We start from the raw sequence: 20,067 nt of genomic DNA on the forward strand, positions 1-20,067 counted from the left end.
CCTGCACCCCAATTCCACTACAGGTCCCCGCGCTTCCTAACATGCGCGAGTGCTCCGGGAAGGGATGGAGAACTAGAAGTTATCTAAGGTTGCACGACAACCCGTCGCGATTGGACGATCGTTGTCGGCCACGAATGACGCCGCTCAATATTTGAATGTTTCTATTTTCAAACCATTCTAATCTCGATGCGCATGCAGCATCTCGGCGAGACTCCGTTGCTCCGTCTCGGATTTCCGATCCGAGCAGGTTGCGTATCGCCCGCTCCCGGAACGACCTTTGCCGCCTTGGACCGCGCACCACAATGCGCCCGAAGTCCTCAGACCGACGCAGTGGAGAGCCATGCGCAGGATGTCGCACCTCTTTCTAAATCCTGTGCGCTTCCAAGATGGCCAAGCGGCGTGGACATCGATTGTGCAATGATCGAGCACGTCGCCATAGCCGATGTCCACTTTCAATCCCTGATCGGACACCACGCCCCGAATCAAGTCTTCTGCTTCCAGATGGGATCGCTCCATCATCGCGTCGGTCGCTGTTCTCAGCGTCGCTCACAGCTCGCCGCGCCCCGACGCGATACCGACGCCGGCTCTTCAAGCCTCGCATCGTGACCTGCATTCCCTTCGGTGATGGACAGGTTCTCGGAACGAAGTCCGTCAATCCATTCCGAGAGCGTTTCGCGATAGATTAGTTTGATCCTCTCAAAAGCTTGACGGATATTTCTTAAGTCCAGGGCAGCGAGACGGATCGAGAGCCCAGCCTGTGCCGGCGACGCGCTCACTGCGCCATAGAGCCCTTTGATTCGCTCTAGCGCTGCTGCCAACTTCCCTTGCAGCCTTCCCGGATCATGTGCAGAGGGCAGCACAATGAATGCCGATCCGAAGGCCCCGTAGCCACGAAAGAGGCTTCGGTCTGGGCGAAACAGACGCGTCCGCTCCATCAGCAGCGGCTCGCCACCCGATCTTCTCAGGCAGAACGTCGACTCCAGCTCGCGGAAGTAGCTCGCTCCGCCACAGGGGTCGTGCATCGTGAATGCATCGACGATCAACGCATAGGCGTCCGGCGCGCAGTCAAGCTCGATCGTCTGTGACAATGCCGCCTCGGGAAACAGGATGCGAGGCTCCGGCAGATATTCGAGACTGGCGTTGCTCCCGACATCAAGCTCCACCGTCTCGACAGCGCGCGCAGCGGGGTGGGCGCGATGAACCGACGTCGCGCCCTGAGTGGTCAGGCAAACGGCCGTCCCGGGGCCGAGCATAAGGCGTTGTGCAAGGCTGTCCTCTCCGTGAACCGCCCCGCTTGCCGTCTGCACAATCACGCTGAGGCGATCCGGCCGATCCGGATCGACATGAAAGCTGCGCGTGAGCACGAATGGCCAAGCGAAGTTCCGTCGGTCGATCACAGTACGGTTGGCGCGCCGAACGAAGCTAAGGTCGAGCCGCGCTGCGTCGCTCGCCGTTGCGTCATTCATGTCTTGAACAACACTTCGCGCTCGATGAGATCGACGATCGATTCGATGCCCTCGCCGCGGCGACAATTGGTGAGCAGTACCGGACGATCTCCTCTGACGTTCAATGCGTCTCGATGCATGCGCTCCAAATCCACGCCAACGTAAGACGCCAGATCGACCTTGTTGATGACGAGAAGGTCGGCGCGAATGACACCCGGACCGCGCTTGCGCGGAATATCGTCGCCTCCGGCGACATCGATCACAAACATCCAAAAGTCCGTCAGATCGCGCGAGAACGTCGAGGCGAGATTGTCACCACCACTTTCGAGCAGGATCAGCTCGACCCCCGGGAAGCGACGTTCGAGCTCATCCGCGGCTTCAATGTTGAGCGTGGGGTCCTCGCGAATGACGGTGTGCGGACACGCGCCCGCCTCGACAGCCGACACCCGTGCCGGATCGATCAGCCCGGAGCGTCTGATCCGTTCGGCGTCCTCGGCCGTGACGAGATCGTTGGTGATGACGGCGATATCGATGCCCCGCGCAGCGAGTGCTGGAATCAAGCACTCCACCAACGCAGTCTTGCCTGAACCGACCGGTCCTCCGATTCCAACCCGTGCGGCCGCGATCCGTGGCTGCGCCAATCCATTGTTGAGCGAGAGCCGGCTCATCGGAGCATATACCGTCTTGCCAACGGTACCTTCGTCGCCGGCGGGCACATCAGAAGCTTCCCGTCAGCCCGAACCTCGAATGTTTGCGGGTCGACCTCGACATGCGGTGTCGCGGCGTTGCGCAACATGTCTGCCTTCCGCAATTTCCGGACATTCTTGATCTGGACGGGGGCGCGCTCAAGGCCAAGCTTGCGGGTCACATCGGCATCCATGGCGAGCTTCGACATGAAATTGACGCCCAGCCTTTGCGGTGCGGCACCGAGCGCCCCCCACATCCGCTTCTGGATCATCGGCTCCGACAGACCGAGGCTGCCATTGCCATCGCCCATGGCTGCCCAGACGACAAAACCGTTCTTGATCACCATGTAGGGCTTGATGCCGAAGGAAGCGCGCGGCCAGAGAACGAGATCGGCCATCTTGCCGGGCTCGATCGAGCCGACGAGGTGATCGATGCCCACCGCAATGGCGGGATTGATGGTCAGCTTGGCAATGTAGCGCTTGATGCGCTCATTGTCCGCACGTGCCGTCTTTTCCTCGGGCAGGCGGCCGATCCGGTCCTTCATGACGCTCGCGAGCTGCCAGCACTTCGCGACGTTCTCGGCGAGGCGTCCCATGCCTTGCGTATCCGTGCCGAAGATCGAGATCGCTCCCATGTCGTGCAGAAAGTCTTCCGCGGCCATCGACTGGGCGCGCACCCGCGCCTCGCCGAACATCACGTCCTCGGGCGCATTGTAATTGAGCTGATGACAGATCATCGTCATCGGCACGCCCTCTTCCATGCCGTAGGACGTGTAAGGATTGGTCGGATTGGTGGACGAGGGAATAACGTTGTCCCACGACACGACTTTGAGCAGGTCCGGGGCGTGACCGCCGCCGGCGCCCTCTACGTGATACATATGGATGGTGCGCCCCTCGACGGCCGACATCGTATCCTCGCAGAAGCCGTATTCGTTGATCGAGTCGGTGTGGAGGTGAACCGCGAAATCGTTGCGATCTGCCGCAATGAGGCTCTGGTCAATCACCGCAGGGGCGGCGCCGAAATCCTCGTGAATCTTCACGGACATGCCGCCGGCCGCAACCGCTTCCTCGATCGCCTCGGGGTTGGAACCCGCACGTCCGAACAAGGCAAAATTGAGCGGGGAGAATTCGATCGCCTGCAGGAAGCGCGCGAAGGTCGAAGCGGCCCCGCTGCCGACGTCAAAAACCGGTCCTGATCCGCTTCCGACCAGGGTGGTCGTCCCGCCGGAAAGCGCATGGTCGGATTGCTCGGGCGAAATCAGGTGCGCGTGCGACTCAATGGCGCCGGCGGTGACGATGAAGGGACCGCCGGCAATCGGCGCCGTCGTGTGACCCACGACCATGTCGGGATGCACATCGGGCATCACGTCGGGATTGCCGGCCTTGCCGATGCCAACGATGCGCCCGTCACGGATGCCGATGTCGGCCTTCACGATGCCGGCGACTGCGTCGACGATGGTGGCGTTCTTGATGACAACGTCGAGGGCCTTGTGCGAGGCAGTCCTGTAGGCGTTGACGCCTTCGCCGTCGCGCAGGTTCTTTCCCGCACCAACCAGCAGTTCGTGCCCGTACGTGGTGTAGTCGTGCTCGATCTCGGCGAGCAGACTGGTGTCGGCCAACCGCACGAGGTCGCCCTTGGTTGGCCCGTAGAGTTCGCCGTAGGCTCTGCGTGACAATGTGGCCATGGTCAGGCTCCCAGATAGCCGCGGGCGCGAGCACGCTGAAGCGCTTCATCCCTCGCCGACGGCGCATCCAACGAACCGTTGACGAGCCCCGCCTGCCCATGCACGACGCGATCACCCGAGATCGGGACCAGCCGCACGGACTTGGTGACCCCCGGCTCGAAACGGATACCGGCCCCCGCGGGACGGTCGACTTTCCTGCCCCAGGCTGCCGCGCGATCGAAGAGCAAGGCGCGATTGACCTCGAAGAAGTGAGTGTGGCTGCGAACCTGAACGTCACGGTCGCCGGTATTTGTGACATCGATGGTGATCGCAGCCAAGGTTGCGAAGCTCTCAATGTCTCCGTCGCCCGGGATAATCTCACCGGGCACGATATCGTCCACGACCGATGTGTCACTGGGACCGACCGGTTCGAAGAGCGCCATCACCTTGGTCCCTTCCGCGAACATGCATTCGATATAGAGCATCGGAATCATCTGCCCGACGCCGGGCTCGACATCGTCCCATGTCAACAATCGCCCTGCCATGTCGCGGATCTCTGCATAAGGCAGGTTACGGCGCGCCGCGGTCATGACCTCGTCTGTGATGTAGGCGACCGCCTCCGGATGGCTCAGCCGGATTCCAAGCGACCGATTGCGGCGCGCCATTTGCGCGGCATTGAAGATGACGAGGCGATCCAACTCGGTCGGTGAAAGGTTCATCATGGAAGAGCATCCTCTCTCAAGTCGTGAACATGCGGACATGTCGCAGCGGTCCACGCGAAACCGCTATGTCGATGAACGGCGTGAAGCTCGCAGGCAGTGCATCGGGCGACGGAATTTCCTCAAGCAGTCGCGCCAGCAACATGCGTGCGGCTTCCTGGCTGCGCTGCGCCTCGATGTGGCCGATGATCCCGAGCCTTACGGCTGCACTGACGAGGCCGGTTACGAGCGTCCAGCCCGAGACCAGTTCTGCGGCCTCCAGGCCGAGCCCCGCGTCCCGGCCGACGACGGCCTGCACAACGGCCAGATGGCCTAGCCTCGTGTCCGACGACACCAAGCCACGGTAGGCGACCGATAGCGGTCCATCGAGCTTGAACCACACCCCGAGTAGCGCCCTGCCCGCCCGCCGCGATCCTTCCCGCATTTCGGCCGAGGGTGTTGCCGCCTCGGCCAGGCGATCCACGCGCGCGATCGCCACACAATCCTCTGCCCGAAAGGCCTGGCGCAGCAAAACACGGTCCATGCTTGCCCAGCGCCGCTCAAGCTGGTCCGCGATGATCCGATCGAGTTCGCTGCGATTGGCAAGCATGCCGTCCGCAGCAAGGCCTTCCAGCCCCCAGGAAAATGCAAAGCCGCCGGCCGGGTAGGCACTGTCCCCGAGCTGCAACAAGGCCAGCGTCTGCAATCTGTCAAACAGCATCGCTCTCCACGATCTCGCCCGCGTCGAGCAGCGGCCTGATCCGTGCCCGGTAAGTGTCGAGCGGCCCATCCAGCAGGACAACAAGGAGATCGCCTTCGAAACGGACCCGCCAATGCAGATTTCCGGCATTCCAGCCGAGCTTCAGCGCGGCAGCTTGGCTGACGGGCTTCAATCGCCAGCATTCCTGCTCGCCGAAGCGGACGATGATGGCGCGATCGTGTGCGAGAAACAGCAATGCCCCGTCGACCAGGTCCTCGTCCCGGTCCAGGCTGACGGCGCAATCGGTTCCGCGGTCGGTCGTCAAGCGAAAGCGCTTGCGGCCGACGTCGGACGGCGGCACGAACAGGAGTTCGATCCCGCCATGATGTTCGACGTGGTGGAGACGGCCTGCATAAGCCGCGTCGTCGGATCGTCCGATGATGCCATGAAGCCGTAACGTCACGATACCCTCCCACAAATGACAGATGGACCCGACTCACCGCATCGTTGCCGACACCTCCCTCGAGGTCACCAAAGTGACCTCGCCATCCAGGATGAGCTTGGCAATTCCGAAGAAGGTCGCGACGACCGCCGAGCTGTTGTGGCGATCCATCGCGGCCTTGTCGGCAAATCGCTCGTACGTCGTGAACACACGCGGATCGTCCTCACTCTGCGCGATGAAGAATCCGATCGTATCAGGCTCGTTAGCCGCGACATTTTCGGCGACGGCCATCAACGCGTCGCGCATCGTGGTCTCATGCCCCGACTTCGCCCTGATCACGGCGGTGATGGTGATCATCAGAATTTCTTCCAATCACCGTCGGCCTCGAAGGCGCTGGCCGCCTGGTAGATGGTCGCCTCGTTATAGTCTTTGGCGATCAGCATCAGGCCGACCGGAAGGCCGTCCGACAGGCCGCAGGGAATGGTCATCGCGGGATGGCCGGTTACGTCGAACGGACTGGTCGTGGCCGTCATTTCAAAGGCACGCTGGACAATCTCGGCGAGCGGCGCATCCTTGGCCGGGATCGGCGTGGCGACACAGGGCAAGGTCGGCATCAGCAGCAGATCGTAAGAGCCGAATACCGCATCATAGGCCGCCTTGGCAGCGATCGCGATGTTGCGCGATTTGGCATAGTAACGACCGCGATAATGGCTGACGCCCCACTGCCCAACCAGCATTGTGAGCTTGAGCGTTTCCGACAGGTCGTCGGCACGGGTACGCCAACCCGAGTGGGCGTCGAGCAGGCCCACGTCATAGAGGCCCTTCCAGTTGAAGCCCATGCCGTTGCCGATCATCATCTGGACCAGGAATCCTTCCAGCGTGATCGGGTTCCAGGCCGCGAGTGCATGAAGATGTTCGGGAATCGAAACTTCCGACACGCTGGCGCCGAGCTTGGCGAAACGCTCTGCGCCGGCCTTCACCTTGGACGCAACGCCTTCCTGCATGTTCGCAACGGCAAATCCCTCCTTGAGGATGCCGATCTTCATGCCCTTGACCCCCTTGCGGAGCATCTCGGTGTAGCTCGTGACCTTCGGCGCATATTGGCGCGGATCTAGCCCGTCGGCGCCGGCCAGCACCTCCAGCAACAGCGCGTTGTCGGCGACGTTGGCCGTCATCGGGCCAGTGTGGTCGATGGTCGATTCGATCGGCATCACGCCCGTATACGGCACGAGCCCGTGCGTCGCCTTCATGCCATAGATGCCGCAATAGGATGCCGGGATCCGGATCGAGCCGCCTTGATCGCCGCCGATCGCCATGTCGACCTCGCTGGCTGCGACCAGCGCGGCACTTCCCGACGAGGATCCGCCGGCCGAATAGCCCATCTTGAGGGGATTGTGAACCGGTGCAGGATTGGAGGTGTGGCTGCCGCCCGACAGACAGAAGTGCTCACACACGGCCTTGCCGACGATGGTGCCGCCGGCATCGAGTATGCGGGTCACGATCGTTGCGTCGGCGGCGGGAATGAAGCCCTCGAGCGTGGTCGAGCCGTTCATCATGGGGACGCCGGCCAAGGCGACGTTGTCCTTCAGCACGATGGTACGACCCGCGAGCTTGCCGGTGGCTGCGCCCTTGACCTCGGTCTTGATCGCCCACGCGCCGTACTTGTTGTCCTTCGGCATCGGCTTGGAGCCCGGCATGCGCGGATATTTGACCGGCGGCAGCGGGTTCGGCAGCTCGTCGATGACGTCGTAGGCGTCGAACATCCCGCCCATGAGGGCAAGATAGCTTCCGGCTTCTTCGACCGTCATGTTCATGTGCAGGCTGGCGGCGAGCTCGGCGACATCTTCAGCAGTCGGGCGTTTGATAGACATAAGTCATCCTTTCTTGTGAGGACAAGCCGGCAGCAAGAGAACCAGCGATCGTGACGACCGGCGCAGCCGCGCCGGAGATTGAACTCAGTTTGGATGCATCGCGCCGTCCCGAGCCAGAAGGTTTTCGCGGTCGAGCTCTCCCGTGATGCGCCCCTTCTGGATATTGAGAATCCGGTCCGACAGTGAGGTGATGAACTCGAGGTTCTGCTCGACGACGATCAGCGACATGTTCCACTGCTTCTTCAGTGCGAGCAGCGTCTCGACGATCTCTTCGATGATCGATGGCTGGATACCCTCGGTCGGCTCGTCCAGCAGGATCAGTCGGGGCTTCGTGCAGAGACAGCGCGCCAATGCCAGCAATTGCTGCTCACCGCCCGACAGGGCCCCACCGCGTCGGTCGAGCAGTCGCACCAGGCGCGGAAAGTCCTGAAGCACCGCGTCGATGACCGATCGGTCCTCCTTCGGCGCCGCCGCCAGGCCCATTCGTAGGTTCTCAAGGACGCTCAGGTCGGGAAATATCTCTCGTCCTTGCGGCACAAGCCCAATGCCAAGCCTGGACCGCTCGTGCGGCTTGAGATGGGTGATCGGCTTGCCGGCGAACGTGACGGTGCCCCCCGTCGTCGGCAAATGCCCCATCAGCGCACGCAGCGTCGTGGTCTTGCCCATGCCGTTGTGGCCGAGAATACCGAGATACTCGCCATCCTGAATCGTCATGTCGAGACCAAACAGGATTGGAATGCGGCCGTAGCCCGATCGTAAATCCCGGACCTCGAGAAGCGCGCTCATGCCGCCACCTTCTTGCCGAGATAGACGTCGCGCACGCGCTGATCCGCCAAGACCTTGTCCACGGTGTCTTCGACCAGCACGCGCCCCTGATGAAAGACCGTCACCTTCTTTGCAATCTGCTTGATGAACTCCATGTCGTGCTCGACGACGATGATGGCACGGGTCTGGTTGATCTCGCGGATGATGGCGGCTGTGTGCAGTGTCTCCTCGTCGGTCATCCCGGCGGCCGGCTCATCGAGCAGGATCAATTCCGGCTCAGCCGCAAGCACCATGCCGATTTCGACCCATTGTCGTTGGCCGTGTGACAGCGTCGCCACGATGCGATCGGCATGATCCGTCAACCGGATCATCTGCAATACCGAATCGACCGCGGGCCCCTGGGCGCGCGGCGTCGCTTTCCGCCGAACAGCGAGCCAGATATTCTCCCGCACCGAGAGACCGTTGAAGACGTTCGGCACCTGGGTCTTGATGCCGATTCCCATGCGGGCGATCTCGTGCGACAGCTTGCCGGCGATCGGCTGACCGCGAAACGCAATCGCACCCGACGTCGGTACAAGTTGTCCAGTCAGCGTCTTGAAGAACGTGCTCTTGCCGGCGCCGTTAGGCCCGATCAGGCAGCGCAGCTCCATCTCTTCCAATGTGAAGGTGATGTCGTCATTGGCGACGACACCGCCAAAACGCATCGTGAGGTGCTCTGCCTTGAGGAGGGGTACAAGGTCCGCCATAGTCATTCGGCTCCGGCCATGTGGGACGCCGCCACCGCCGGCGGTAACTGCTCGTCCGCGAGTTGCGCCTTCGGTTTCGGTGCGGGCACGAGCCGCATCAAAAGATCGCGCGCCGTCGGTACGAGTCCCTTCGGAAGCAGCAGCACGAAGACGACCAGCACGGCGCCCAGCACGAGGTTGGAGTTCAGGGCCTGTTGCGAGCCGATATAGGCGACGATGTATTCGATGAGCACACAGCCAACGATGGGGCCAAGCAAGGTACCGAGCCCCCCCACCGTGATCCAGATGATGATCTCCGCCGACAACGACAGGCTGAAGATGGTCGGCCCGACGAACGCGCCCCAATTGACGTAGAGCGCACCGGCAAGGCCCGCAATCGCGCCGCTCAGAATGAAAGTGAGCAGCTTGACCTTCCGCGGGTCGTAACCGAGCAGCGAGGCACGAACCTCGTTCTCGCGCACCGCCACGATGACGCGTCCGGCCGGAAGGGACAGCAGCAGACGCAGCAACAGGAATATCCCGAGCAGGGTCCCGCCTGTCACCCACCAGGATTGCTCGGGTGACAGGATTTGGTCGGGATAGAATGGGACATTGAAGGTCGGCACCGCCGGCATGCCATTGAAGCCGCCGAGCAACGCCTTGCCAATCCTGTACTCGTCGCCCGAGGTCGAGTTGACGCAGTTGAACAGGATCAGTGTCACGGTGAGCGTGATCACACCGAGATAGACGTCGGAGATGCGACCGAAGAAGATGAAGTAGCCGAGGATTGCAGCGAACAACGCGGGAATGATAATGGCGAGCAGGATCGACGGCGTGGAATCCTGAAAATTGATCGCTGATATCGCGTAGGCATAGCCGCCGAGGCCGAAGAAGGCCGTCTGTCCGAAGGACAAGATGCCGCCAAAGCCCCAGATGAAGGCGAGGCTGAGCGCCAGCACCGCCATTGCCGCGAACAACGTCAACTGCATCATTGCGAACAGCTCGATGACGCTCGGGATCAGCACGATCGCGATGATCGCGATGAGGACGGCAACCGCCTGGGCCACAAGGCGAAAGCGGATGGTCATTACAGATTCCCCTTGAAGAAGCGGCCGGAAATTCCCTGCGGCAGCAGGCGGATCAGCACGATCGCCGCCGTGAACACCAGGACCTCGCCATAGACCGGCGTGGTGAAGAAGGCGCCGACCTGATTGACAGCACCGAACAGGCTCGCCGCTGACATCGTCCCCGACAGAATGGCAGCGCCTCCTCCGACGACGGTCATGAAGGCCTTGGCGACGTAGGCGCCGCCCATGCCGGGCGTGATGCCCGAAACCGGAGCCAGCAAGCCTCCGGCGAGACCTGTGATGGCCGCTCCGACCGCGAACGTGCTCATGTAGACCCGCGCCGGATTGACGCCCAGCGTGGCTGCCATTGCCGGGTTCTGCATCGTCGCGCGGGCGATCAGCCCGAAGCGGGTGTAGCTCATCACGCCGTAGACCACGGCCATCATGACCACCGCCATTCCGGCCAGGAACAGCGTGTAATAGCTCGACTGATACGAACCGATGGAGAAGCCACCGAGAGGAGTCGGCACGCCCTGCTGCGTGTTGCCGTAGATCGTAGTGACGATCCCGATGATGAGAAGGCTGAGCCCCCAGGTCGCGAGCATCGAATCGACGAGGCGACCATAGAGAAAGCGAATAAGGCACCGTTCGATGACGAGACCTACGAGACCGACGAAGAGCGGAGCAACGACCAGCATCGCGATCCAGATATTCACACCTGCATTGGCCGATATGACAGTCGCATAGGCGCCGAGCATGATGAACTCGCCATGGGCGAGATTGATGATCTTCATCATGCCGAAGATGATCGCCAGTCCGAGGCACAGCAGGAACAGCGACGATATCCCATTCAGGACGTCGAGCGCGACGATGAGGTAGATCGCCATTCTAGGATTCTTTCGGTCCCCTCGAAGTCACGGGCCCCGCCGGTGGCGAGGCCCGGCTAACATCAGAGATTGATGATGTACTGCTTGGTGTCGTTCGGATTCTTGACGAGATCGCAGACACTGGCAGTATCGGCCGGCTTGACGTCGGAGTAACTCTCCAGCACCGACCATTTACGGTCCTTCACCTCCGCGAGAAACGCATTGCGGGTGGTGTGATGGGTCGGCTTGTCCAACGTCACCTTGCCGCTCGGGCCATCGAAAGCGATCCCGTCCTCCAGCGCGGCAATCACCTTCATGCGATCGATGCTGGCGGCCTTCTTCACGCCGGCAGCCCAAAGCATGACACCCTCATAGGTGCAGGCAGCCAGCTCGCTGACATAGGGTGAGTCGGGATGGGCCTTCTTGATCTTCTCGACGAAGCTCTTCGAGGCCGGAGTGGTAAGCTCCTCGAAATAGCCGTAGGCGCCGAGAATGGAATCGCTTTCGGCCGCATCGAGCGTGGTCGGCTCGTTGACGAGACCGAAAGTGGTCGACGCGATCGGAATCTTGCCCTTCATGCCGGCCGAGGTCCATTGCCGGTAGAAGGCCGTATGATTGCCGCCGACCAGTGCCGACAGGATGAGGTCGGGCTTTGCCGCCTGAATCTTCGAGATCGTCGTACCGAAATTGGTGACGTCGAGCGGGAAGAAGTCGGTCGCCAGCACCTCGCCGCCATTGTCCTTGACGTACTTCGTCATCCACTTCGCGGTGATCTGACCGTAATTATAATCGGCGGCAATGATGTAGGCCTTCTTGCCGGCCTTCTTCATCGCGCTCGGCACCAGCTTTTCCACGGTCTGCGCAGGCGTGGTACCGGTGCAGAAGGTGTTACGATCGCAGACACCCCCCTCGTAGAGAACGTTGTAGAAGTACAGCACCTTGAAGCGATCGAAGGTCGGACGCACCGCCTCGCGCGAGGCCGAAGTGATGCCGCCATGGACGACATCCACTTTGTCTTTCACCGCAAGCTGCTGCGCGAATTGCGAGTACATCTGGATGTTCGACTGGGTGTCGTAGTGGATGACCTTCAACGGGCGTCCCAACAACCCTCCGCCGGCATTGATCTCGTCCACGGCAAGCTGGAGCGCGTAGACCATGGGCGTGCCGGACGCTGCGATCGGACCAGACTGGTCATGAAGGCTGCCGACGACGATCGGGTTCTCGGCGCCAAAGGCGCCGGAGCGGAAGACTGCAGGTGCAGCAATCAACGTCGTCGTTGCAATTGCTGAGCGCTGCAGGAAGCGACGGCGGGAGAAAGTCATATATGTCCCCATCAATCTTTGAGATGGAAAATATTACTAATACAATATTTGAAAAGGCAAGCTATTTTATCGCCGCGCGATGATTGAGAAATCGTACCCGTCGAGCTGAGCCAGATAGATCGGATGGCGGCCGCCGACCACCGATTGCGCCAAATCGCCTCGTGCCGTGCGTCGCTGGAACGTCCTGCCGTACAGGCGCGTCAATTTGCGCGCGTCGAGACTGGCGGCCCCCTCGATCAAGGACGCGAGCGAGTAGATGCCTTCATAGCAGGACTCTCCAAAGGCATTCACGGGAGGCGGACTATCGCCGTACGCCGTGTGATAACGCTCGAGAAACGCGCCATTGTTACGTGAGCGGACCGACCCATAGTAGCTCGAAGCGGCGTAGAGATTCTCGGTTTCATCTGCATTGAGGCCGTATGCCACGGTCTCGTCGATCGCCGAGGAAAACCGCAGCGCGCGCGAACTCAGCCCCGCGGCACAGAAGGCACGATTGAATGCGATGCAGTCGGAGCCCAGGAAATACGGAAGAACGACGTCCGAGCGCGTTGCCTTGATCCGGTCCAGCATCTCGTCGAAGTCATGCTGGCCTACCGGCAGATAGTATTCACCCGTCACCGTGCCGCCGAAGCGGGCAATCAACCTGCGCGCAATCTGAAGGGATGAGCGAGGCCATACGTAGTCATTGCCGCAAAGAAAATATCGGCGCGCACGCCTCGTTTCCGAAAGCCATTGAATCGCGGGAGAAAGCAGCTCTTCGGCGGTCTCACCGGTCGCCATGACGTCCAGCGTCGATGAGCGGCCTTCGAACTGCGGCGTATATATGAACGGGACGCGACCACGAGCCGCGCGCGCCACGAAATCGCGCGCGAAGCTCGGCAACATTCCGACGATGCCGTCGACACGATCGATGTCAATTGCATCGCGCGCGGCCCATCCCGCACTTGGGCCGGTTTCTCCGGCGTTCACAACGTGCAATTCGACGGGACGGCGAAGGACACCGGACATTGCGTTAATCTCGTCGACGGCCAAGCGTCCGCACGCCTCGGCTGACGGGGCCCAAAGCCCCGCAGCGCCGCTCTGCGGGATAAGCAGACATATCCGGACGCTACGCAACGATGGTGTCTCCGCACTTTCCGTGCACAGAACACTCACGAATCGTGCCAACGGCAATCCTGTGCCGCTACGGCCCGTTTAACGACGGGAAAGCTCGATCCTGAAGGGAACATGCCCTTTTTCAGGGCGCCAGCCGATGCATTCGCCCCTTCCCTAGGCAGTTGCGCGCAAATCTGCTTTTCGCTTGCTCCTCGTTACGTTCCAAGGCAAATATTGAAATATCAAATAATTCGCTAAGGGTGCAACGTGGACCTCCCCGAACTCATCCGAGGTGTGAATCGCCGGCTTGAGCAGATGCTGGAAGCGAAGCTCAAGCCACGAAGCCTATCCCTTCACCAGTACCGCGTGCTCGAGGCGCTGTCCGAAGAAAACGGGATGCCGATGGGCGATCTGGCAACCCGCCTCTTGGTCGACGGTCCAACGCTCACAAAGATCATCGACAGAATGGTCGAGTCGGCGCAGGTCTATCGCGCGCCCGATCCACATGACCGGCGCAGGGTCCTGATCTTCCTCTCGCAGCGAGGGGCGGAGCAATTCAAGGACATCGGCCCAATCATCAAATCCATTCAACAGAACCTTTTGAACAGGCTGGGCGCATCAGATGCCACAGTTCTGACGGGCCTGCTCTCGGAATTGCTTAGCGACCGTGCCTCCGCGCATTCGTACCCGGTTCGCGGACAAGAAACACTGATCCATGATTGATGCCCTTCGCCCGCGGGCTACTTCGTAGCCGCGGTGTGCCGTCCGATCCCACTAACTCCAGTCTTCAACATTGTGATCGAAGGCAACAATGGCGTCCGCGGCGCCTGTGACGGCAACGCCGCCATTTCCTCCTCGCGCCGGCAACAAGACCGTCACCGACAAGCTTGCGGGGAGGTAGCACGGAACTTGCATAAATTCTGGGCGACATGGACGCCGCATGAACCTCATCAGTCTCGACATTCGCATGCTCCGGTCGCTGATCTCGGTGGTCGAGACCGGCAGCATCACCGAGACGGCGCGACGGCTTGGCCGTACCCAGCCTGCGATCACCCTTCAATTGCAGCGGCTGGAGGAGCTGACCGGCAAGCAGCTGTTCGAGCATGGCGGCCGTCGGCTGACGCTGACTGACGATGGCACCACCGTCCTCACCTACGCCAAATCCATCCTGAGGTTGCATGACGAGCTGATTTCGCAGCTGGCGTCACAGGAGATCGAGGGCCAGGTCGTGCTCGGCACGCCCGATCTCTACGCCGCGTTCATGCTGCCGCAGATCCTCAGCGTGTTCCGGAAATCCTTTCCGCGCGTGCAGGTGGAGCTCAACTGCGCGCTTTCGACGCCGCTGGTCGGCCTCGTCAAGCGCGGCGATGTCGACATCGCGCTGGTTACCCGCATGAACGATTTCACCGGCGGCCAGGTGGTTCGCCGAGAGCAATTGGTGTGGATGACCGGCGAGCAATCCGCCGCGCACCAGGAACGTCCGATCCCGCTCGCGCTATTGCCGCCGGGCAACATCTATCGCGACTACGCCATCGATACGCTGGAGCGCGCAAACCTGCGCTGGCGCATCGCCTGTGTCAGCGAAAGCGTCGGCGGCCTTCAGGCCGCAGCCTTCGCAGGCATGGCGGTTACCGTGCTCGGGCGCAGCGCGCTGGTGCCGGCGATGCGCGAGATCGGACTGAACGAAGGCCTTCCACCGCTGCCGAAGATCGAGCTGCTGCTCTACAAGTCGAGCGGAGCGACCTCGAAAGCAGCAACCGCCCTGCACGACTACCTCGCGCACTATCTGCGCCTGGACGAAGAGCTCAGCGGCAGGGGTATGCCGATCGAGCTGTCCTGAGACGACAAGATTGCGCGCGTCCCGCGCTCTCCCACACAAAGTGGGAAAACAACCCCATGCACAGTAGACGGCGCTAGTCGGATCAAGGACTTACGCGGGTGGCAAGGAGGCCATGCGCCGGCGGCAGCGTGGCTTGACATGTCGGGCAAAACAGCAGCAAGATTCCATCATGGCCCGTCACGCCTTGGTACGCGCTCGGTCCGATTCACGTAAAGCCAGCGGCGGCCAGAACTTGGCCCAGGGTTGCGCCTGCTCGAAGGCGGCAGCGATGCGGAAGATCGTGGGTTCGTCGAGCCAGGGCGCGACGATCTGGAGACCGACCGGCAGCCCGTCGCGGTCGAAACCGCAGGGCAACGTCGCCGCCGGCAGGCCGGCAAGATTGATCGGCCAGGTGAAGGGCGACCAGCCGAGATGCGGATCGACCTTGCAGCCGTCGATCGTATCGACACCGATCCGCCCGGCCTCGAACGCGGTCACCGCGACCGTCGGTGTCACCAGCGCATCGACACGCTCGAACAGCTTTACGAACGCATTGCGCGCCTGGCCCCGGCGGTAGCCAGCCTCGATGTAGTCCGTGCCGCTGAAACGCCGGCCGGCCGTGACGACATCACGGTAGTCGGTCTCCGAGCTTGCGAGATCGGCAGCGGTCCTGGTCGCCACCGCCGCCGCCTGCTCGGTGAAGGCGATCGGCTTCAGCGTGTGCTCCAGAATGCCGGGATCGAGGCCAGGACCGTCCAGGGTGATCTGCGCGCCGCAGCCGTCGAGAACGGCCAGCGCTTTGCTGAACGCGGCACGAACATCGGGGCTGACAGCGGCGTAGCCGAGATCAGCGCTGGCGCCGATGCGAATGCCGGTCAACGGCGCCGCGTTGGTGTCGAAGCGGCGTGGCGACACCGGCAGGCTCGCGGGGTCGCGCAGATCGTAAGCAGCAATGATCTCCAAGGTGAGCGCGGCATCCGCGACGGTGCGCGTGATAGGCCCGGTATGGGCGAGCGAAGCCCAGGACGGCGGCGCGAAGCCCGGCGAGCGCGGCACCAGGCCGAAGGTCGGCTTCAGTCCGAACACGCCACAGAAGGACGACGGCACGCGGATCGAGCCGACGCCATCGGTCCCGATCGCGATCGGCCCGCAACCGGCGGCAACACCGGCTGCTGCGCCGCCGCTCGAACCGCCGCTGGTGCGGCCGGGATTCCAGGGATTCCGCGTCGTGCCGGTGACCGGGCTATCCGCCGTCAGTTTGTAGCCGGACTCGCAGGTGGTGGTCTTGCAGGTGATGATCGCACCGGACGCCCTCAGCGCCGAAACCACGGCGGCATCGACGTTGGGCACGAACGCCTTGTTCATCGGCGAGCCGGCATAGGCCGGTACGTCCGCGACGAAGACGAGATCCTTGATCGTAACTGGCACACCGGCAAGCGGCCCCTTGGCCTCGCCCGCACCCATCTCCCTGGTGAGCCGGTCGGCTTCTGCCCTCGCCTGCTCGTACATCGGCGTCACCACCGCATTGCAGGCCTCATTTGTCGCCTGAAGCGCAGCGATGGTGTCGTCAACCACATCGCGCGGGGTGAACGCCTTGCGCCGGTAGCCGGCCATGATCTCGGTAACAGAGAGCGCACCAAGACCAGTCGGCGCCGGCGGGAAGGCCGTTCGGCCGGAACCATCAGTCATCATCAATCCCAAAGAGCTAGCTGAGCGCCGCGTCGACGGCGCGCTTGGCCATGACCGTGACGAGATGCGCCCGGTAATCGGCTTCGGCATGAATGTCGGAGGTCAGACCGTCCGTATCGATCTTGATCGCGGCGACGGCCGAGGGATCGAAATTGGACGACAGCGCGGCCTCCATCGGCGGCACGCGAAAAACGCCTGAACCGGCGCCGGTCACGGCGACGCGGACACCATCGGCGAATTTGGCGACGAACACGCCGACCAGCGCATAGCGGGAGGCCGGCGCCTTGAACTTGGCGTAGCCGGCCTTCAACGGCACCGGAAAACGGATCGCCGTGATGATCTCGCCGGGCACGAGCGCGGTTTCGAAGAGGCCGAGGAAGAACTTGTCGGCCGCGATCTCGCGCACGCTGGTGACGATGGTGGCGCCGAGCCCGAGCACGCCGGCGGGATAGTCAGCCGCAGGATCGTTGTTGGCGACCGAGCCGCCGATGGTGCCGCGGCTGCGCACCGCGGGATCGCCTATCATCGAGGCCAGCGCGGCGAGCCCCGGGGTTTTTGCCTGGACCAGCTTGGAGGCGGCGACTACCGCATGCGGAGTCATTGCGCCGATCGTGATCGTCGCGCCGCCATCGGTGATGCCCTTCAGCGACCCGAGCTTCGACAGATCGACCAGCGCAGGCGGATTGGCCAGCCGCTGCTTCAGCGTCGGAATCAGCGTCATGCCGCCGGCAACGAGTTTGCTGTCCTCGATCGAGGTCAGAAGCCTGGCCGCATCGGGAATCTGGTCGGGCTGGTGATAGGAAAACGGCTTCATTGTTATCCTCCCTATTCCGCGGCGACCGGCAGCGACGCGTTCTGCAACAAGCGCCAGATCCGGTTCGGCGTGGCCGGCATGTCGACATGGGTGACGCCGAGATGCGAGAGCGCGTCGACGACCGCGTTGATGACCGCCGCCGGCGAGCCGATGGTTCCGACCTCACCGCACCCCTTCACGCCCATCGGCGTATGCGTGCACAGGGTGGAATGGGTCGCCACCTTCATCATCGGCAGATGATCCGCGCGCGGCATGCAGTAGTCCATCAGCGAGCCCGACAGCAATTGCCCTGAACCTTCGTCGTAGACCGCATTCTCGAACAGCGCCTGGCCGACGCCCTGCACGATGCCGCCGTGCAACTGCCCCTCGACGATCATCGGGTTGATCACCGTGCCGACATCGTCGACTGCGGTGTAGTTGACCAGCGTGACCGTGCCCGTCTCCGGATCGACCTCGACCTCGGCGATGTGGCAGCCGCCGGGATAGGTGAAGTTGACGGGATCGTAGTAGGCCTGCTCCTCGAGCCCCGGCTCCAGCACTTCCAGCGGATAATTGTGCGGCACATAGGCCGCGCCGGCGATCTCCTCGAAGGTCTTGCTGCGGTCCGTGCCCGCGACCGAAAACTTTCCTGCCTCGAACTGAATATCGACTTCGGCCGCCTCGAGCAGATGGGACGCGATCTTCTTGCCCTTGGCGATCACCTTGTCGGTCGCCTTCGACAACGCGGCACCGCCGACCACGAGGGATCGCGAGCCATAGGTGCCCATGCCGAACTGCACCCGATCGGTATCGCCGAACACGATGTCGACATTCTCGAAGGCGACGCCGAGCTTTTCCGAGACGATCTGCGCAAAGGTCGTCTCGTGGCCCTGGCCGTGATTGTGGGTGCCGATCATGACCGTGACCTGGCCCGTCGGATGCACGCGCACCGTAGCGCTCTCGTAGAGGCCGCCGCGCGCGCCGAGCCTCCCTGCGAAGCGCGACGGCGCAAGTCCGCAGGCCTCGACATAAGTTGAGTAGCCGAGCCCGCGGAACTTGCCTTTGCTGGCCGAAGCCGCCTTGCGGATACCGAAATTCTTGACGTCGGCGGCAACCAGTGCGCCATCGAGGCAGCCCATGGGATCGCCGGAATCGTACTGCACCAATACCGGCGTCTGGTACGGATAGGCCTCCTTCGGTATCATGTTGCGGCGGCGGATCTCGACGCGGTCGATCCCCATCTCGCTGGCTGCGACATCGACGATGCGCTCCAGCACGAACGTCGCCTCGGGCCGGCCCGCGCCCCGATAAGCGTCAACCGGCACGGTGTTGGTGAACACCACCTTCACGTTGCAGTAGATCGCGGGCGTGGTGTAGACGCCGCCGAGAAGCGGCCCATAGAGATTGGTCGGGATGTTGGGACCGAAGGTTGAGAGATAGCCGCCCATATTGGCGAGCGTGTTGACGCGGAAGGCGAGGAATTTTCCGGTCTCGTCGAGCGCGAGCTCAGCCTCCGTGACGTGGTCGCGGCCGTGACGGTCGGAAACATAGCCCTCCGAGCGGCTCGCCACCCATTTCACCGGCCGCCTGACGCGCTTGGCGGCCCAGGTGATCACGGCCTCCTCGCCGTAATGGAACTGCTTGACACCGAACCCGCCGCCGACATCCGGCGCCACCACGCGCAGCTTGTGCTGCGGGATGTTCAGCACCAAGGCGCCCATCAGGAAGCGCACGACATGCGGGAACTGGCTTGTGGTCCACAGCGTGAAGCGATCGGTGCCCGGCTCGTATTCGGCGATCGCTGCGCGCGGTTCCATGGGGTTGCCGATCAGGCGGTTATTGACCAGGCTGAGCTTGGCGACATGCGCGGCCTTCTTGAACGCGGTCTCGACCGCGGCCTTGTCGCCGAGCTCCCAGTCGCAACAGATGTTGTTCGGAACATCGTCGAAAAGCTGCGGCGCATTGGGCCTGACAGCTTCGAGCAGTCCGACCACTGAGGGCAACACCTCGTAGTCGATCTTCAACAGCTCGGCCCCGACATTCGCCTGCTCCGGCGTCTCGGCGACGACGAAGGCCACCATGTCGCCGACGAAGCGCACCTTGCCCTGCGCCAGCATCGGGAACGGCGGCTCCTTCATCGGAACGCCCTTGGCATCCGAGATGCCCCAACCGCAGGGCAACGAGCCGAGCCCATCGGCCTTGACGTCCTCGCCGGTCAGCACGGCGATGACGCCGGGCGCAGCCAGCGCCGCGCTCTTGTCGATGCCACGCAGGACCGCATGCCCGTGCGGCGAGCGCACGAACACGCCCGCGGCCATGCCGGGGCGCTTGATGTCGGAGACGTAATTGCCGCGGCCAGTGAGAAAGCGCTGGTCCTCTTTCCGCTTCGGCGCGGCGCCAATGCCGATCACATTGCCCAT

19 protein-coding genes are annotated in these 20,067 nt (G+C 62.5%); 2 read left to right on the forward strand and 17 right to left on the reverse strand.

Going from position 1 to position 20,067, the window contains the following annotated elements; genetic code table 11:
- Positions 1-536 precede the first annotated feature (536 nt).
- The 14 genes from XH96_RS24475 to XH96_RS24540 form a co-directional block, all read right to left on the reverse strand.
- Positions 537-1,466 carry an urease accessory protein UreD gene (locus XH96_RS24475; RefSeq protein ID WP_194388026.1) on the reverse strand — a complete coding sequence of 310 codons (930 nt, stop codon included), beginning with the start codon at positions 1,464-1,466 and terminating at the stop codon, positions 537-539.
- Positions 1,463-2,113 carry an urease accessory protein UreG gene (gene ureG, locus XH96_RS24480; RefSeq protein ID WP_194394240.1) on the reverse strand — a complete coding sequence of 217 codons (651 nt, stop codon included), beginning with the start codon at positions 2,111-2,113 and terminating at the stop codon, positions 1,463-1,465. Before ureG ends, XH96_RS24475 begins: the two co-directional genes overlap by 4 nt.
- Positions 2,110-3,816 carry an urease subunit alpha gene (gene ureC / locus XH96_RS24485; RefSeq protein WP_194388027.1) on the reverse strand — a complete coding sequence of 569 codons (1,707 nt, stop codon included), beginning with the start codon at positions 3,814-3,816 and terminating at the stop codon, positions 2,110-2,112. Before ureC ends, ureG begins: the two co-directional genes overlap by 4 nt.
- A gap of 2 nt (positions 3,817-3,818) precedes the next feature.
- Positions 3,819-4,514 (reverse strand): urease subunit beta, encoded by a 696-nt coding sequence (gene ureB, locus XH96_RS24490; protein WP_246789726.1) that lies wholly within the window; start codon positions 4,512-4,514, stop codon positions 3,819-3,821.
- A 19-nt stretch (positions 4,515-4,533) separates the two neighbouring features.
- On the reverse strand, positions 4,534-5,214 hold the full coding sequence (locus XH96_RS24495) for an urease accessory protein UreF (RefSeq protein WP_246789727.1): 681 nt from the start codon (positions 5,212-5,214) through the stop codon (positions 4,534-4,536).
- Positions 5,204-5,656 (reverse strand): urease accessory protein UreE, encoded by a 453-nt coding sequence (gene ureE / locus XH96_RS24500; RefSeq protein WP_246789728.1) that lies wholly within the window; start codon positions 5,654-5,656, stop codon positions 5,204-5,206. Before ureE ends, XH96_RS24495 begins: the two co-directional genes overlap by 11 nt.
- Positions 5,657-5,689: 33 nt before the next feature.
- Positions 5,690-5,992 carry a putative quinol monooxygenase gene (locus XH96_RS24505; RefSeq protein ID WP_194388029.1) on the reverse strand — a complete coding sequence of 101 codons (303 nt, stop codon included), beginning with the start codon at positions 5,990-5,992 and terminating at the stop codon, positions 5,690-5,692.
- Positions 5,992-7,506, reverse strand: coding sequence for an amidase (locus XH96_RS24510; protein ID WP_194388030.1), 1,515 nt, complete (start codon positions 7,504-7,506; stop codon positions 5,992-5,994). Before XH96_RS24510 ends, XH96_RS24505 begins: the two co-directional genes overlap by 1 nt.
- Before the next feature lie 84 nt (positions 7,507-7,590).
- Positions 7,591-8,292 (reverse strand): ABC transporter ATP-binding protein, encoded by a 702-nt coding sequence (locus XH96_RS24515; RefSeq protein WP_194388031.1) that lies wholly within the window; start codon positions 8,290-8,292, stop codon positions 7,591-7,593.
- Entirely contained in the window at positions 8,289-9,017 is a 729-nt protein-coding gene (locus XH96_RS24520; protein WP_194394243.1) for an ATP-binding cassette domain-containing protein, read from the reverse strand. The genes XH96_RS24515 and XH96_RS24520 overlap by 4 nt, the downstream gene beginning before the upstream one ends.
- Positions 9,018-9,019: 2 nt before the next feature.
- On the reverse strand, positions 9,020-10,084 hold the full coding sequence (locus XH96_RS24525) for a branched-chain amino acid ABC transporter permease (RefSeq protein WP_194388032.1): 1,065 nt from the start codon (positions 10,082-10,084) through the stop codon (positions 9,020-9,022).
- The gene (locus XH96_RS24530) at positions 10,084-10,950 is read right to left on the reverse strand and encodes a branched-chain amino acid ABC transporter permease (protein ID WP_061020378.1); all 867 of its coding nucleotides are present in this window, start codon (positions 10,948-10,950) and stop codon (positions 10,084-10,086) included. The genes XH96_RS24525 and XH96_RS24530 overlap by 1 nt, the downstream gene beginning before the upstream one ends.
- A gap of 62 nt (positions 10,951-11,012) precedes the next feature.
- Positions 11,013-12,251, reverse strand: a complete 1,239-nt coding sequence (locus XH96_RS24535; protein ID WP_061882172.1) for an ABC transporter substrate-binding protein — start codon at positions 12,249-12,251, stop codon at positions 11,013-11,015.
- Between the two features lie 66 nt (positions 12,252-12,317).
- Positions 12,318-13,367 carry a substrate-binding domain-containing protein gene (locus XH96_RS24540; RefSeq protein WP_194388033.1) on the reverse strand — a complete coding sequence of 350 codons (1,050 nt, stop codon included), beginning with the start codon at positions 13,365-13,367 and terminating at the stop codon, positions 12,318-12,320.
- Between the two features lie 246 nt (positions 13,368-13,613).
- Between XH96_RS24540 and XH96_RS24545 the strand changes: the two genes are divergently transcribed.
- Together XH96_RS24545 and XH96_RS24550 are read left to right on the forward strand one after the other, a co-directional pair.
- A complete protein-coding gene (locus XH96_RS24545; RefSeq protein WP_131873153.1) occupies positions 13,614-14,069 on the forward strand; it encodes a MarR family winged helix-turn-helix transcriptional regulator in 456 nt (151 codons plus the stop codon).
- A gap of 217 nt (positions 14,070-14,286) precedes the next feature.
- Positions 14,287-15,186 (forward strand): LysR substrate-binding domain-containing protein, encoded by a 900-nt coding sequence (locus tag XH96_RS24550; RefSeq protein ID WP_194388034.1) that lies wholly within the window; start codon positions 14,287-14,289, stop codon positions 15,184-15,186.
- A 177-nt stretch (positions 15,187-15,363) separates the two neighbouring features.
- Here XH96_RS24550 and XH96_RS24555 read toward each other — a convergent pair whose 3' ends face one another.
- The 3 genes from XH96_RS24555 to XH96_RS24565 are packed head-to-tail and all read right to left on the reverse strand — an operon-like array spanning position 15,364 to position 20,067.
- On the reverse strand, positions 15,364-16,854 hold the full coding sequence (locus XH96_RS24555) for an amidase (RefSeq protein WP_194388035.1): 1,491 nt from the start codon (positions 16,852-16,854) through the stop codon (positions 15,364-15,366).
- Between the two features lie 16 nt (positions 16,855-16,870).
- The gene (locus tag XH96_RS24560) at positions 16,871-17,668 is read right to left on the reverse strand and encodes a xanthine dehydrogenase family protein subunit M (protein ID WP_194388036.1); all 798 of its coding nucleotides are present in this window, start codon (positions 17,666-17,668) and stop codon (positions 16,871-16,873) included.
- A gap of 11 nt (positions 17,669-17,679) precedes the next feature.
- Entirely contained in the window at positions 17,680-20,067 is a 2,388-nt protein-coding gene (locus XH96_RS24565) for a xanthine dehydrogenase family protein molybdopterin-binding subunit (protein WP_194388037.1), read from the reverse strand.

Origin of the sequence: Bradyrhizobium sp. CCBAU 51765, from assembly GCF_015291725.1 — a bacterium.
Lineage (GTDB): Bacteria > Pseudomonadota > Alphaproteobacteria > Rhizobiales > Xanthobacteraceae > Bradyrhizobium > Bradyrhizobium liaoningense.